This is a genomic window from Providencia alcalifaciens (assembly GCF_020271745.1).
GTDB classification, from domain to species: domain Bacteria; phylum Pseudomonadota; class Gammaproteobacteria; order Enterobacterales; family Enterobacteriaceae; genus Providencia; species Providencia alcalifaciens_B.
Map to the genome: position 1 here is coordinate 3,256,622 of NZ_CP084296.1, position 14,290 is coordinate 3,270,911.

Consider the following 14,290-nt stretch of genomic DNA (forward strand, 5'->3'; position numbering starts at 1 on the left):
TTGAGTAGATATCCTTAAACTCTTCTATACATGTGAAGCCTATCGCAAATAATTTTACTTAAAGAGCTATACTCTTTACATAAATATAAAGTTTTATCGAACTTTTCTTTAATGCTTGCGTATCAGTTTACTGATATTGGAGGTAGATATGAAACGGAAAATGGTTACTCTCATTGGTAATGGTTTGATGGGTTTAGGTATGGCTGTGATGGGGGGAAGTATCGGTTTAAACCTGTTTTCTCATATTGTTGACTTAGGGTTGTCCGATGACATCATCAACGGCTCACTGTTTGGGATCTTTATCGGTGCGTTAGTGTGGTTAGTCGGCGCAAGAATGGGCGGTAAAGAAAAAGTAGAAGACCGTTACTGTTTGGTGAAACGTCAATTTCATTCCCGTAATGATAATCACCGTTACCCATAACCAGTTAGTCTGAAGTTCATCAATAAACGCCATCAATGAACAGAAGTGCGTCATTGGATAAGTGCGTTATTGGATAAGTGCGTTATTGGGAAATAGATTAAATATAAATAAGAGTGAAATTCGACATAAATGATTTCACTCTTATTTTTTGTCTAAAGCCACGCTAAGCGAAACTGACCAAAAAATAAAGCCCCTACGGTTGATGAACAACCGTAGGGGCGCTACTTATAAATTTTGTATCGTGACCACAATGAATGTGGTGCAATGAAGCACATATCTCGTCTCAATAATTTAATGAAAAACGACTGAAACTAGCATGTTAAAACGGGGTCATTAAGACCCCGCTTTAGAATTAGTGCTCGAACATTGCAGAAATTGACTCTTCATTGCTGATACGGCGGATAGCTTCGGCCAGCATGCCTGAAAGGGTCAGGGTGCGAACTTTGTTCAGCGCCTTGATTTCAGGAGAAAGAGGAATTGTGTCACAAACAATGACTTCATCAATCACAGAGTTTTTGATGTTGTCTACAGCATTACCTGAGAAGATTGGGTGAGTTGCGTAAGCAAATACACGCTTAGCTCCACGTTCTTTCAGTGCTTCAGCTGCTTTACACAGTGTGCCACCAGTATCAATCATATCGTCAACTAAGATACAGTCACGACCAGAAACGTCACCGATGATGTGCATCACTTGAGAAACGTTTGCGCGTGGGCGACGTTTGTCAATGATTGCCATATCAGTATCGTTCAGTAATTTCGCGATTGCTCTAGCACGAACGACGCCGCCGATGTCTGGAGAAACAACGATTGGGTTTTCTAAATCTTTCTGCAACATATCTTCCAGAAGGATTGGGCTACCAAATACGTTATCTACAGGAACATCAAAGAAGCCCTGGATCTGCTCTGCGTGTAAGTCAACAGTAAGAACACGGTCAACACCCACACTTGACAGAAAATCGGCAACAACTTTAGCGGTGATTGGTACACGGGCAGAACGTACGCGACGATCCTGTCTTGCATAACCGAAGTAAGGGATAACAGCGGTAATACGACCAGCAGATGCACGGCGCAGGGCATCGACCATAACAACCAGTTCCATCAGGTTGTCATTGGTTGGTGCGCAAGTTGACTGGATGATAAAAATATCACCACCGCGAACATTTTCATTAATTTGAACACTGACTTCGCCGTCGCTAAAACGACCAACAGCCGCGTCTCCAAGATTAGTGTAAAGGCGGTTAGCAACACGTTGTGCTAGTTCCGGTGTAGCGTTACCAGCAAAAAGCTTCATATCGGGCACGAGAAAAACCTCAGGCTTGCGTCCAGAGAGATATTGTTGACCAACAGCAATGATGGATAAGTCATCACTATCGGTGCAATACACGGGTTATCCCAGCGCGGAATTTGTGCACAGGAGAAACATTCGCTCCTTGAGCGACGAATCCTTGCACCCACGATGGGGATTTATTTAACACCTTCAGGGCATCCGCTTGGGTTTCAAATTCAGAAAACACACAAGCGCCTGTTCCTGTTAGGCGAGACGGAGCATATTCTAACAGCCAAGAAACGAGCTGTTCAACCTCACGAAAACGTTTTCTTGCGATCGGTTCACAGTCATTTGCATACGGAGCCAGTAATAATGCGGCTAAAGAGCGTTTTGGAGAATTTCTATTTAATTCTGGATCTGTGAAGATCATCGGGGTTGAGATTTCAATTCCGGGGTGCGCGACTAAATACCAACGCTCTTTTGGCTCTGCGGGTGTTAAAATTTCGCCAATGCCTTCGGCAAAGGCGGCATGACCGCGAACAAAAACGGGGACATCGGCACCGAGGTGTTTACCTAATTCGGCTAAAACCTCATCAGAAACGTGAGTTCCCCAATGCTCGTTAAGTGCAATCAGTGTTGTCGCCGCGTTTGACGATCCACCGCCAATTCCGCCACCCATAGGCAGTACTTTGTTGATGCGAATATCTGCACCTAACGCCCCTTGATGATTGAGGGTCTCGCGACAATAGGTTTGCAAGCTTTTCGCTGCACGAATGATTAAGTTTTTTTCGACATCCACTCCCGGCATCGGGGTGAGCAAATTAATCTGATCATCCGAACGAGTACTAAAGGTGATTTCATCACCATAATCTAAAAATTGAAACAGAGTCTGTAGCTCATGATAACCATCAGCTCGCTGCCCAGTAATGTACAAAAAAAGATTCAGTTTTGCCGGTGATGGCCACGTTAACGTCATTTTTTCAGTGTCCAACTATCCATTTTTAACTTGATGACTTTATCCCCTTGCTTGAGCTCCATGTGGTTTGGCAGCATCGGCGAGGTTTTGGTATCGTAAGAGAGATAATCCAATTTCCATGTTTCGCCATTGATTTTAAACGTCACGGATTTGAGCAGGTGGTTGCTGTCGAGAGTGTATTCAGTGGCTCGCCCCGGTGAACCGACTAACCAAGCGGTGAGATCATCAATGGGGATATCCATACCTGTTAACTGATAAATTAATTCACTTGGCACATCACTCATGTGAGTTTGCCCATCTTTAGTGGTTAATTTGGCTAAATCAGGTTCTACACTGAGTTCCAGTTCACGCGAGCCTAATGGATTAGTCAGCAATAAACGGTATTTTTCTGGAGTATATTGCTGCCAGAAAAACTTCGCGTAAGTTTTGGTTTCTGTTCCGGTACCTTGACCCCCAATGTACACAAAGGAGCCGCGAGTTTGATAATCACGCAGTTCAATCACTTGTGATTGGTGGGCAGTCCACTGTGCATCTGTTGAAGATGAAGTGCCTTTCGTGGTGTCTTGAGAGGTAGTCACACAGGCAGTCAGCAGCAAGCAGGAAAGGGGCATTAATCGCCAAAAGTTTCTGGCTGGGCGCATAAACGACAGAGCTGAAGAAAGTTGCATATCGGTTCTCAAAAGATAATTTTCAGGAATATTGCGCTAATCTGTAGTGGTTATCAATGAAAACATACTAAAAAATAGGGAATTTGCTTTCTGTGCCAAATAGCGGCATCCTTGATGCATCTCATTGATATTGATATCAGACAGTCCGATAATCAACGTAAATTTTGGTATGCATCATCTTTCTGATTGTTGATGATAGGCTACCCGTAGAAACAGACGCGTTAATCATCTACAATATACGAATATAAATCGCAGTAATGAGCTAGGTTGCTAGTATCATTCTGACAAATAAATTAGCAATGTGAGCAATGTGAGTAAGTCGTAAGCACAATGACCCTATTAGCCTTAGGCATTAATCATAAAACGGCACCAGTGGCTTTGCGTGAGCAAGTCGCTTTTGGTCCTGAAAAAATCGACCACGCACTTGAGGAGTTACTGAAACAGCCTCAAGTGAGTGGCGGCGTTGTGCTGTCTACCTGTAACCGAACTGAACTGTATCTCAGCCTTGAATCCCAAGAAAAAGCGCAGGAACAGTTAACTAAATGGTTATGTGATTTTCACGGGATCACCGCCAAAGATCTCCAACCTAGCCTTTATTGGCACCAAGATGCGCGCGCAGTCAGCCATCTTATGCGTGTGGCCAGTGGGTTAGATTCGTTGGTTCTAGGTGAGCCGCAAATCCTCGGTCAAGTGAAAAAGGCGTTTGCGCTTTCGCAAGATACTCATTCTCTATCTAGCGAATTAGAGCGCTTATTCCAAAAATCGTTTTCCGTGGCTAAACGTGTGCGAACCGAAACTGATATCGGGGCGAATGCGGTTTCTGTCGCATTTGCAGCTTGTACGCTAGCAAGGCAAATTTTCGAATCACTCAAACATTTGAATATTTTGTTAGTCGGTGCAGGGGAAACCATCGAATTAGTGGCGCGTCATTTGCGTGAGCATGGCGTGCAAAAAATGATGATAGCTAACCGAACGCTAGAACGTGCCGAACTTCTCGCCAAAGAAGTGAACGCTCAAGTTATCTCATTAGCAGATATCGATAACCGTTTAGCTGAAGCGGATATTGTGATTAGTTCAACGGCTAGCCCATTGCCAATTATTGGTAAAGGGATGGTCGAGCGTGCAATGAAAGCACGCCGTAGTAAACCTATGTTATTGATTGATATCGCAGTTCCTCGTGATATCGAGCAGGATGTAGAAAAACTCAGAGATGTTTATCTCTATACTGTTGATGATTTGGAATCCATCATTGCCCAAAACTTGGCACAACGTAAAGCTGCCGCGGTTGAAGCGGAATTTATTGTTGAGCAAGAAAGCAGCCATTTTATGGATTGGTTGCGCTCACAAGCCGGAGTCTCTACAATTCGCGAATACAGAGAGCAGGCGGAAGCAATTCGGGCAAGCATGACCGAGAAAGCACTTGCAGCCATTGCCCAAGGTGCCAACCCTGAGCAAGTGATTATGCAGCTATCACAACAGTTAACCAACCGCCTGATCCACGCTCCGACTAAATCTTTGCAGCAAGCTGCGGGAAATGGGGATGTTGAGCGTCTAAATCTACTTAGGGACAGCTTAGGGCTGGACCATCAATAACCACTTTTTAATCATAGGTCTGATATAACGAATGAAGCCTTCTATTGTCGCAAAACTAGAAGCATTACAAGAACGCTACGAAGAAATTGAAGCGCACCTTGCTGATGCGGGTGTGATTGCTGATCAAGACCGTTTTCGTGCTTTATCAAAAGAATATGCTCAGTTAACGGATGTCGCTAAGTGTTTTACTGCATGGCGTACTGTTCAGGATGATATCGAAACAGCGCAAATGCTGTTGGACGATCCTGAAATGAAAGAAATGGCTCAAGAAGAACTAAAAGAAGCCAAAGAGCGCAATGAAGAGCTGGAACAGCAATTACAGTTGTTGTTACTTCCAAAAGATCCTGATGATGAATATAACTGCTTTGTGGAAATCCGCGCGGGTGCGGGTGGCGATGAAGCGGCAATTTTTGCGGGTGATTTATTCCGTATGTACAGCCGTTATGCGGAAAGTAACCGCTGGCGCGTTGAACTGATGAGCACCAGTGATGGTGAGCACGGTGGATACAAAGAAGTTATTGCAAAAATTTCGGGCGATAGTGTGTATGGTCGATTGAAGTTTGAATCCGGCGGTCACCGCGTACAGCGTGTTCCTGAGACGGAATCACAAGGTCGTATTCATACCTCCGCATGTACTATTGCTATCTTACCTGAGCTGCCAGAAGCGGAATTACCGGAAATTAGCCCAGCGGATTTACGTATCGATACGTTCCGTTCATCGGGCGCGGGTGGTCAGCACGTTAACACCACCGACTCTGCAATTCGTATTACCCACTTACCAACGGGAATTGTGGTTGAATGTCAGGATGAACGTTCACAACACAAAAACAAAGCGAAAGCGATGTCTGTGTTGGGTGCACGTATTCGCCAAGCTGAAATGGATAAACGCTATGCAGCGGAAGCCTCTGAACGCCGTAACTTATTAGGTTCCGGTGACCGTTCTGACCGTATTCGTACTTATAATTTCCCGCAAGGTCGAGTTACTGATCACCGTATCAACCTTACGCTGTACCGTTTGGACGAAGTGATGGAAGGCAAACTGGATACATTAATTCAGCCTATCATCAACGAATACCAAGCTGACCAGCTTTCTGCGTTATCTGAGCAGGACTAATGCGTTATAGCGAATGGTTACAGCAGGCAGTCGTTAGACTGTCTGCCAGTGATAGCGCTAAACGAGATGCGCAGATCCTGTTGCAGCATACCACAGGGCGCAGCCGTACCTATATCCTCGCTTTCGATGAAACCGAACTGACCCCTCATGAACAGCAGCAATTAGAGGGGTTATTAGCCCGCCGTGAACAAGGGGAGCCGATTGCCTACATTGTGGGTGAACGTGAATTCTGGTCACTGCCACTGTATGTATCACCCGCAACCTTGATCCCTCGTCCAGATACCGAATGCCTTGTTGAGCAAGCGTTAGCGCGCCTTCCTCAAGAAGCGTCTCGTATTTTGGATCTTGGCACAGGAACGGGGGCTATTGGGCTAGCTTTGGCGTCAGAGTTACCAAATAGTCACGTAATAGGCGTGGATTTTAACCCCGATGCGGTAGTGTTAGCGCAACGAAATCAACAACGCTTAGCCATTTCAAATATTCAATTTTCACAAAGTGATTGGTTTACTTCACTACCAAATGAACTATTTGATATGATTGTGAGTAATCCGCCTTATATTGATGAAAGTGATGTTCACTTGAGCCAAGGTGATGTGCGTTTTGAGCCATCAACGGCGTTGATTGCTGATAATCAAGGTTTTTCTGATTTAGCACACATTATTGCCACATCAAAACAATACCTAAAACAACAAGGGTGGCTGCTGCTTGAGCATGGTTGGCAGCAAGGTTTAACTGTGCGAGAGCTATTGAATGAAAATGGGTACACCAATGTCGAGACCTGTCTGGATTATGGTGGTAAAGAGCGAATTTCCCTTGGTCAATGGAATGGTTAAGCGGGCAATTGCAGTGGAATTGTAATGAAAACAATAGCAAATATTGAGTTTAATCAGCTACCGTTAAGTGAAGGCATTATGATGGTTTCTAACATCATTCGAGCCGATTTTCCCTTTATGCAGGTACAAACGCAATTAGATAATTTCGTCGCTAAAGCGCGTGAAGCAATGGATTTGACTGCTGATAACCAGTCAAAGATAGAGCAGCTGATTGCACTGTTTTATGGTGAGTGGAAATTTGGTGCGGCGAACGGTGTTTACGCACTATCTGATATGCTGTGGTTGGATAAAGTTTTAGCCTCTAAGCAAGGCACGCCAGTCTCTCTTGGCTCAATTTTTTTATTTATTGCTGAGCAGCTCGATTTAGAGATTGAAGCTGCAATTTTTCCGACTCAATTACTTTTTGTCTCGACAAAACGCGATGATTCCCAGTGGTTTATTAACCCAGTTAGCGGCGAAACCTTATCACAACACACATTAACTATGTGGCTAAAAGGGACCGTTGATCCATACTCCGAATTTACCTTTGATGAATTGGATGTGGCTGAACATAGCATTATTGTTCGCAAAATTTTCGACACGTTAAAAGCGGCGCTGATGGAAGAGAAAAAAATGGAGATGGCATTAAAAGTCTGTGAAACATTGCTGATCCTCGATCCTGAAGACCCATATGAAATTCGCGACCGAGGACTTATCCTCGCGCACTTAGATTGTAATCATGTGGCGCTGAGTGACCTTAACTATTTTGTTGAGCACTGTCCAGAAGACCCTGTGTCGGAAATGATTAAAATTCAAATTTATTCGCTGGATAATCTTCCAGTTGTACTGCATTGATTAACGTATAGACAGTTTTTGTCTTCCTATAAAGGGTAAGAGTATGCAACAGAAAGTAGTCAGTATCGGTGATATTAAGGTCGCAAACGATCTGCCATTTGTTCTGTTTGGTGGCATGAACGTACTTGAGTCTCGCGATATGGCGATGAAAGTGTGTGAGCACTACGTCACTGTGACACAAAAATTAGGCATTCCGTATGTATTTAAAGCCTCTTTTGATAAAGCTAACCGATCATCTATTCACTCTTATCGTGGACCGGGTCTGGAAGAAGGGCTGAAAATCTTCCAAGAAATTAAACAGACCTTTGGTGTGAAAATCATTACTGATGTTCATACTCCAGAACAAGCTCAGCCAGCTGCAGAAGTGGTTGATGTTATCCAACTGCCTGCATTCTTAGCGCGTCAAACTGACTTAGTTGCGGCGATGGCGAAAACCGATGCGGTCATTAATATCAAAAAACCTCAATTCATCAGCCCGGGGCAAATCGGCAATATCGTTGAGAAATTTATCGAAGGTGGTAACGATAAAATTATCTTGTGTGACCGCGGCGCAAATTTTGGCTATGACAACTTAGTAGTTGATATGCTTGGTTTTAATGTCATGATGCAAGCCTCTAACGGTTGCCCAGTTATTTTTGACGTAACACATTCTCTGCAATGCCGTGACCCATTTGGCGCTGCATCGGGTGGTCGTCGTGGTCAAGTGGCTGAATTGGCAAGAGCAGGAATGGCGGTAGGGCTAGCAGGCCTATTCCTTGAAGCTCATCCAGATCCAGATAACGCACGTTGTGATGGCCCTTCTGCATTGCCGTTAAACAAATTAGAGCCATTCTTACAACAAGTTAAAGCTATTGACGAAGTTGTAAAAAGCTTCCCTGCGTTGGACACCAACAGCTAATCATCGTTTCAAATGCAATTAAATGATGTTGTTTCCATGTTCGGCGCTGATCTTCAGCGCCGATATGGTGAAAAAATTCATAAAGTCACCTTACATGGTGGCTTTAGCTGCCCAAACCGTGATGGCACGTTGGGGCGAGGTGGCTGCACGTTTTGTAATGTGTCATCCTTCAGTGATGAAAAACAGTCAGAACAACCCATTACCCTCCAAATCCAACAACAAATTTCCCGAATCTCTCGCGCTAATCGCTATCTGGCGTATTTTCAAGCCTATACCAGTACTTACGACGAAGTACACCGCTTAAAACAGCTGTATGAAGAAGCGTTACAACAGGCCGATATGGTTGGTCTATGTGTAGGCACTCGCCCTGATTGCGTGCCTGAAGCGGTATTATCTTTACTGGCGGATTATCGTCAACAAGGCTATGAAATTTGGTTAGAACTCGGCTTACAAACCGCTCATGACAAAACATTGCATCGCATCAATCGCGGTCATGACTTTGCCGCTTATCAAGTGACTACCCAAAAAGCCCGTGCGCTAGGACTCAAGGTTTGTACCCATTTGATTTGCGGTCTGCCAAACGAAAATGCAGCAATGAATATGCAGACATTAGAGGCGGTTTTGGCGTGTGGCACGGATGGTATTAAGCTGCACCCGTTGCATATTGTTGAAGGTAGCATTATGGCAAAAAGTTGGCGGGCAGGCCGCTTAGAAACCCTATCTTTAGAAGAATATACTGCAACTGCGGGTGAGATGATCCGCCATACGCCAATCGATATTTTGTACCATCGTATCAGTGCCAGTGCGAGAAAACCGACACTATTAGCGCCACAATGGTGTGAAAACCGTTGGGTAGGCATGAACAGTTTGTACCAGTATTTGCTCGCTAATGGTGGGCAAGGCTCCGCGTTATAGCGTCTCAAGAACCGTTTTAAAAGTATCGTTTATTCATATGTATTAACTTTTATAAATAATAATAAGGCACCTATGTACCCAATCCTCTCTGCTATTAAAAATACCAGCCGCCAGTTTTGCTTAGGCGTGGTGGGCTTTATGTTCTCACTACATGCAATGGCGCAATACGATATTACGCCTGAAGATAAGAAAATATTTGAGCAAACCAAAACGGCGGCTCAAAACAATGACGCTAAAGCGCAATATGAATTAGCTGGAATGTATTTGTCGGGAATTGGTGTATTGCAAAACCAAAACAATGCTAAGTTATGGGCAGAAAAATCAGCACAAGCTGGCAATGCAGATGCATATTCATTATTGGCGGATATTACGTTAATTAGTGGAGACAGGGCGTTTACTGAGGAGTTTGTCAAAGCCCGTGAGTATGCAACTAAAGCCGTTGCTGGTGGGAGTATTCGAGGGAAGATAAGTTTAGCTGAAACGTTGATTACTCCTGAGTCGGGTGACGTTGATTACCCGCGCGCTATTACGCTACTTGAGGAAGTTAGTGCGTTAAATGACAAAGAGTATTTTAATGCACCTTTATGGTTAGGCATCATTTATTATGATGGTAATGGGGTGCCGCAAGATGAGAAAAAAGCCTTGGAATGGTTTGCGAAAGCCGATGCATTAACCTTCGCTGGCTTTGCAGAAGGTATGGCTTCATTTCAATTTAATGATGGTAACAATGGTGCCGTCAGAGATGACGAGCAGAAAGCGACAAAACTCCGCGCAATGGCTTGTGAATTAGGTAAAACCGAAGGTAACGAAATGTACTGCTACTGATTTTTAGCGTACATGATGGAATTAAAAATGCCGCCCTTGTTCAGTAAGTGCAGCATTTTTATTGTCAGCGTTAATCTAATAACACGGTAGCGCTGTTATGATTTAAGCTGCTTTTTATTTTCCTGAATCTGATGAACCTCTTCCAATGCACTTTTCAGTGAATTTTGGAAGCTGAGCACACCATCAATCGGACGAACATTGGCACGGGCTAATGTTTTCAGTGGTTGGAATGGAATGTCACACACAATAATGTGGGTGTCTTTACGAACGATATCAATAAATTTATGGAAGGCTTCTAGTCCCCCAGCATCAAATACCGGTACAGCATCCCACTGCATCACAATCGTTTCATAACCGTGACTTTTTACCCGCAGCTCATCAAAAATACGCTCTGCGGCGGCAAAGAACAGGGGACCATTCACTCGCACAACCAGTAGGCTTTTATCTTCTTGAGTCTCTGGTAACTGAGTCACGCGTGTCATGTTGGCAATTCGGCGCATAAACAGCAGTGATGCGATAACAATCCCGACAGTGATAGCAATAACCATGTCGAATAGGACAGTCAATGACATACACAGCAGTAAAACAATAATGTCATCTTTTGGCGCGCGGCGGATCAACGTAAACACTTTGCCAGCGGCGCTCATATTCCACGCCACAATCAGCAGCAGTGAGGACATAGCAGCGAGCGGTAAATAGGAGAGCAACGGCGCTAAAATAAGCAGGGTCAGCAACACTAAGATAGAGTGCACAATGGCAGAAATAGGGGATGTTGCACCCGCGCGGACGTTTGCAGCCGAACGGGCAATCGCCGCAGTCGCGGTGATCCCACCAAAGAATGGAGCAGCAATATTCCCTAACCCTTGACCAATAAGTTCACTGTTAGAATGGTGTTTTTTCCCCGTCATGTTATCGAGCACGACGGCACACAATAGGGATTCAATTGCACCAAGAACAGCCATCGACAAAGCGGCAGGCATCAGTGCGGTGATCATCGACCAACTGATTGGTGCACTACCTGGTAACTCCCAAGGCAATATAAACTGCGGCAAAATAGGTGGAATACCGTTACCTTGGGTTCCATCCGGTAATAAATAGCTAAATTTAGAACCGATAGTTTCCACATGAATATCAAACAGGGTTAGCAACCACATGATCAGGGTGCCGACAATAATTGCAGGCAAGTGTCCCGGTAGGCGAACTTTGAGTTTAGGCCAGAAAATTAGCACCAATAAAGTTGCAAGCCCAATCAAGGTATCACTGTATTGCAAGGTTGGAAATGCCTTAGTCAGCGCAATCACTTTGTCGACATAGTTTTCAGGGACATGCTCCATATGCAGACCAAAAAAATCTTTGATTTGCATGGTGGCAATCGTAATCGCAATCCCTGATGTAAAGCCAAGAGTGACGGACACGGGAATGTATTCGATAAACTTACCGAAGCGAGCAAAGCCCATCGCCAGTAAGATAATCCCTGACATTAATGTCGCGACTAATAAGCCACTGAGCCCATATTGTTGAGATACGGGGTATAAGATAACCACAAAGGCCGCAGTTGGCCCAGAAACGCTGTAACGGGAACCCCCCGAAATTGCAATGACAATCCCCGCAATAGCTGCGGTATAAAGACCATATTGAGGTGGAACACCACTGGCTATAGCGAGTGCCATAGCCAGTGGAATTGCAATAATCCCAACGGTAATGCCCGCAATTAAATCCTTCATAAAGCGGGATACGGTGTATTTCTCTTTCCAACAGGAATCAATCAATGCGCTAAAAGGGCGCAATCTATTAATATTTTTTGTACTCATTAAAAAACCCTACCAGAATAACAGGGTGAAAAATAAACGAAATGAAGATATGAGGATACGCCTAACTGAATCAAAAAAATGTGTTATTTATCAATGAAACTACAATTATCATAACGTTTTCAGTATTAAAAGTAAAAAAGCGTTATTTACTCCGTTAAATATCATTAAACGTATTTAAAATAATTATTAACTATCGATTTGCTATTTTAAACAGCGATTTAAAAGGTGTGATAATTAATTAATAGTAAATTTACCGCTTATTTAAATATCATTCAAAATGAACTAAAAAATAAGCGAAAATAATAACCATCCCCACAAGAGAGCTACGCAATAACTGGCACGCTGAAATAATTTACGAGTACCTTCCCAACGACTTTCCATGCTTCGGTTTTCCCTATTTGGATTCGCTGAGGACAGAGGAAATAGGAGCTCAAGGGCCTCATCGAAGGCTTGGGTATCGCCCTGACGATAAATCAGCGTGAAGAAATGGTGGTCGAGCCATAGGCGGAAAATAACGTATTGGCTGACAAAAAATAGCCCAACACTGACAGCTAAGCTAAAGGGTGATATCGCACCATTAAACAGTAGGGCGAATTGCCCCAATAACGCGAGGATGGCACCTATGGCAAAATAGCGCCAACTTGCGGTGAATACCACAATCACATCTCCTTGGTTTTTATCCATCAGTGAACTCATTGGTGTGTTCTCCGTACATGAAATTGCTGATACCAGTGATGTAACTGCTCAACAGTCGCTGAATTTAAAATAACCTGAGGGCGAACTTGTTCCACATGGGCGATTGCCTCATCGATATTTTTCGCCATGTTTTGATGTACCATCCAAGCCACAGCCACTGTTGCACTACGGGAATAACCTAACTTGCAGTGAACATACACCGAGCCGCTTTGGGCGAGTCTGTCCATAGTCGTAACGGCTTTCTCAATATCCTCGGGACTTAGAGGTAACAAATCAATCTGAGGCTGGCTACAATAATTTTTACCTTGGCTGTAGTTATTGCGAGGCCACTCGCAAGTCATATCGAGAACGGCTTGAGTTTGCAGCGGATATAACGGGCGTCCTCCCAAAACAATTTTCTCGTTCACAATACTGGGTTGCTGGCAGTGCTTGGCATAGTAATGATAGGTACCCCAAGCAATTAGGCGATAAGGAAGTAAAACTAATGTGGCAGAAGGAGAAACGTGCCCAGAGACTGTTTTCTGGAATACCGAAGCACCAGCACCTAAATAGCCTAGTGTGACCAAAGTTAGGGCGATTGCCGGCCATAGAAGCCACCATGCTGCACCTTGTACGAGAAAGGCGAGAGCAAAGCAGGCGATAGCGCCAACCCCATAGTTTTTTGCTATTTTTAGGCTACGGGGGCTACCGGTATAGCGCCATTGCCAGCGAGTGTTAATGGGTAACAAGTAGCTGATGATGACACCAACGGCGAAGCCAGTGATCACGTCGATAAAATGGTGCTGCCATGTGGTGAGAACAGAGATCAAAATAAGGATTGACCAAGTGTGTAGTACCCAGCGCCATTGGGTTGGAGTATGCGCCCTGAAACGTAACCACAGTAACCACAGTAAAATAATATGCAGAGAAGGAGCTTGGTTATAGGGTAAGTCAAACAGCTCTAAGCTATCAAACATCCAGCCGAATGCTCCATTGGTTTCAGGGCGAGGAAAGCTGAATTTAAGTGGAAAAAGTAAAAAACCAGCACAGGCGATCAGTGAAGCCGCCACTAAGCGCAAACCATGGATACACTGCTCACGGCGGGTGACACAAATAAACAAGGAAAGCCCATAGAACAGGTCAATGCTCCAATAGGGAATAATGGTCCATGGCAAAAATGGAATATGTGTTTCCCATCCGTATACATAAGAAGGCACATTGGGCAGTGTCGCAGTGTAATTATTGACTTGTCCATAGGTTAAAAAGAAAAAAGGGGCTAAGAATAGCAACCAAAATAACCCATACAGCCAAATCTGGCGTCGTGATGTCGGGCGCGTATCTTGGGCTAAATGGAGCATGGGGTCGGTTCCTATCCTTAATAATCGTATATTGATGCACTGAAGGTGCACCAGTAAGTTATTGGCAAGCCAAGTGAGCCATTTGCAGGCTAAAGTTAAATG

Annotated in this window: 14 protein-coding genes; 8 read left to right on the plus strand and 6 right to left on the minus strand. The window is 44.2% G+C overall.

Annotation, left to right across the window (positions count from 1 at the left end; all coding sequences use genetic code 11):
• Positions 1–148: 148 nt before the first annotated feature.
• A complete protein-coding gene (locus tag LDO51_RS15020; RefSeq protein ID WP_225575201.1) occupies positions 149–421 on the plus strand; it encodes a DUF2583 family protein in 273 nt (90 codons plus the stop codon).
• A gap of 352 nt (positions 422–773) precedes the next feature.
• On the opposite strand, the gene prs is transcribed toward LDO51_RS15020, so the two are convergent.
• The 3 genes from prs to lolB form a co-directional block, all read right to left on the minus strand.
• On the minus strand, positions 774–1,721 hold the full coding sequence (gene prs / locus LDO51_RS15025) for a ribose-phosphate diphosphokinase (protein ID WP_006661866.1): 948 nt from the start codon (positions 1,719–1,721) through the stop codon (positions 774–776).
• A 67-nt stretch (positions 1,722–1,788) separates the two neighbouring features.
• The gene (gene ispE / locus LDO51_RS15030) at positions 1,789–2,664 is read right to left on the minus strand and encodes a 4-(cytidine 5'-diphospho)-2-C-methyl-D-erythritol kinase (protein ID WP_225575202.1); all 876 of its coding nucleotides are present in this window, start codon (positions 2,662–2,664) and stop codon (positions 1,789–1,791) included.
• A complete protein-coding gene (lolB, locus tag LDO51_RS15035; RefSeq protein WP_225577287.1) occupies positions 2,661–3,305 on the minus strand; it encodes a lipoprotein insertase outer membrane protein LolB in 645 nt (214 codons plus the stop codon). Before lolB ends, ispE begins: the two co-directional genes overlap by 4 nt.
• 357 nt (positions 3,306–3,662) lie before the next feature.
• Between lolB and hemA the strand changes: the two genes are divergently transcribed.
• The 7 genes from hemA (at position 3,663) to LDO51_RS15070 (ending at position 10,344) form a co-directional block, all read left to right on the plus strand.
• Positions 3,663–4,925 (plus strand): glutamyl-tRNA reductase, encoded by a 1,263-nt coding sequence (hemA, locus tag LDO51_RS15040; RefSeq protein ID WP_225575203.1) that lies wholly within the window; start codon positions 3,663–3,665, stop codon positions 4,923–4,925.
• A gap of 31 nt (positions 4,926–4,956) precedes the next feature.
• Entirely contained in the window at positions 4,957–6,039 is a 1,083-nt protein-coding gene (prfA, locus tag LDO51_RS15045; protein WP_225575204.1) for a peptide chain release factor 1, read from the plus strand.
• On the plus strand, positions 6,039–6,872 hold the full coding sequence (gene prmC, locus LDO51_RS15050) for a peptide chain release factor N(5)-glutamine methyltransferase (protein WP_225575205.1): 834 nt from the start codon (positions 6,039–6,041) through the stop codon (positions 6,870–6,872). Before prfA ends, prmC begins: the two co-directional genes overlap by 1 nt.
• A 24-nt stretch (positions 6,873–6,896) precedes the next feature.
• Positions 6,897–7,706, plus strand: a complete 810-nt coding sequence (locus LDO51_RS15055; protein WP_225575206.1) for a tetratricopeptide repeat protein — start codon at positions 6,897–6,899, stop codon at positions 7,704–7,706.
• A gap of 43 nt (positions 7,707–7,749) precedes the next feature.
• Positions 7,750–8,604, plus strand: coding sequence for a 3-deoxy-8-phosphooctulonate synthase (gene kdsA / locus LDO51_RS15060; RefSeq protein ID WP_036954638.1), 855 nt, complete (start codon positions 7,750–7,752; stop codon positions 8,602–8,604).
• Positions 8,605–8,616: 12 nt separating this feature from the next.
• The gene (locus tag LDO51_RS15065) at positions 8,617–9,519 is read left to right on the plus strand and encodes a TIGR01212 family radical SAM protein (protein ID WP_225575207.1); all 903 of its coding nucleotides are present in this window, start codon (positions 8,617–8,619) and stop codon (positions 9,517–9,519) included.
• Positions 9,520–9,591: 72 nt separating this feature from the next.
• Entirely contained in the window at positions 9,592–10,344 is a 753-nt protein-coding gene (locus tag LDO51_RS15070; RefSeq protein ID WP_225575208.1) for a tetratricopeptide repeat protein, read from the plus strand.
• 95 nt (positions 10,345–10,439) lie between these two features.
• On the opposite strand, the gene dauA is transcribed toward LDO51_RS15070, so the two are convergent.
• The 3 genes from dauA to LDO51_RS15085 form a co-directional block, all read right to left on the minus strand.
• On the minus strand, positions 10,440–12,155 hold the full coding sequence (gene dauA, locus LDO51_RS15075; protein ID WP_225575209.1) for a C4-dicarboxylic acid transporter DauA: 1,716 nt from the start codon (positions 12,153–12,155) through the stop codon (positions 10,440–10,442).
• Between the two features lie 282 nt (positions 12,156–12,437).
• Positions 12,438–12,851: a hypothetical protein gene (locus LDO51_RS15080; RefSeq protein WP_225575210.1), complete on the minus strand. Its 414-nt coding sequence runs from the start codon at positions 12,849–12,851 to the stop codon at positions 12,438–12,440.
• On the minus strand, positions 12,848–14,188 hold the full coding sequence (locus tag LDO51_RS15085) for a phosphatase PAP2/dual specificity phosphatase family protein (RefSeq protein ID WP_225575211.1): 1,341 nt from the start codon (positions 14,186–14,188) through the stop codon (positions 12,848–12,850). Before LDO51_RS15085 ends, LDO51_RS15080 begins: the two co-directional genes overlap by 4 nt.
• Between the last annotated feature and the right edge of the window lie 102 nt (positions 14,189–14,290).

Excerpts from the sequence above, each read along its gene's own strand:
- kdsA (WP_036954638.1), top strand. The coding sequence starts at position 7,750 with ATGCAACAGAAAGTAGTCAGTATCGGTGATATTAAGGTCGCAAACGAT.
- LDO51_RS15085 (WP_225575211.1), bottom strand. The coding sequence starts at position 14,188 with ATGCTCCATTTAGCCCAAGATACGCGCCCGACATCACGACGCCAGATT.
- LDO51_RS15080 (WP_225575210.1), bottom strand. The coding sequence starts at position 12,851 with ATGAGTTCACTGATGGATAAAAACCAAGGAGATGTGATTGTGGTATTC.
- dauA (WP_225575209.1), bottom strand. The coding sequence starts at position 12,155 with ATGAGTACAAAAAATATTAATAGATTGCGCCCTTTTAGCGCATTGATT.
- hemA (WP_225575203.1), top strand. The coding sequence starts at position 3,663 with ATGACCCTATTAGCCTTAGGCATTAATCATAAAACGGCACCAGTGGCT.
- prmC (WP_225575205.1), top strand. The coding sequence starts at position 6,039 with ATGCGTTATAGCGAATGGTTACAGCAGGCAGTCGTTAGACTGTCTGCC.
- LDO51_RS15055 (WP_225575206.1), top strand. The coding sequence starts at position 6,897 with ATGAAAACAATAGCAAATATTGAGTTTAATCAGCTACCGTTAAGTGAA.
- LDO51_RS15020 (WP_225575201.1), top strand. The coding sequence starts at position 149 with ATGAAACGGAAAATGGTTACTCTCATTGGTAATGGTTTGATGGGTTTA.
- prfA (WP_225575204.1), top strand. The coding sequence starts at position 4,957 with ATGAAGCCTTCTATTGTCGCAAAACTAGAAGCATTACAAGAACGCTAC.
- ispE (WP_225575202.1), bottom strand. The coding sequence starts at position 2,664 with ATGACGTTAACGTGGCCATCACCGGCAAAACTGAATCTTTTTTTGTAC.
- lolB (WP_225577287.1), bottom strand. The coding sequence starts at position 3,305 with ATGCGCCCAGCCAGAAACTTTTGGCGATTAATGCCCCTTTCCTGCTTG.
- LDO51_RS15070 (WP_225575208.1), top strand. The coding sequence starts at position 9,592 with ATGTACCCAATCCTCTCTGCTATTAAAAATACCAGCCGCCAGTTTTGC.
- LDO51_RS15065 (WP_225575207.1), top strand. The coding sequence starts at position 8,617 with ATGCAATTAAATGATGTTGTTTCCATGTTCGGCGCTGATCTTCAGCGC.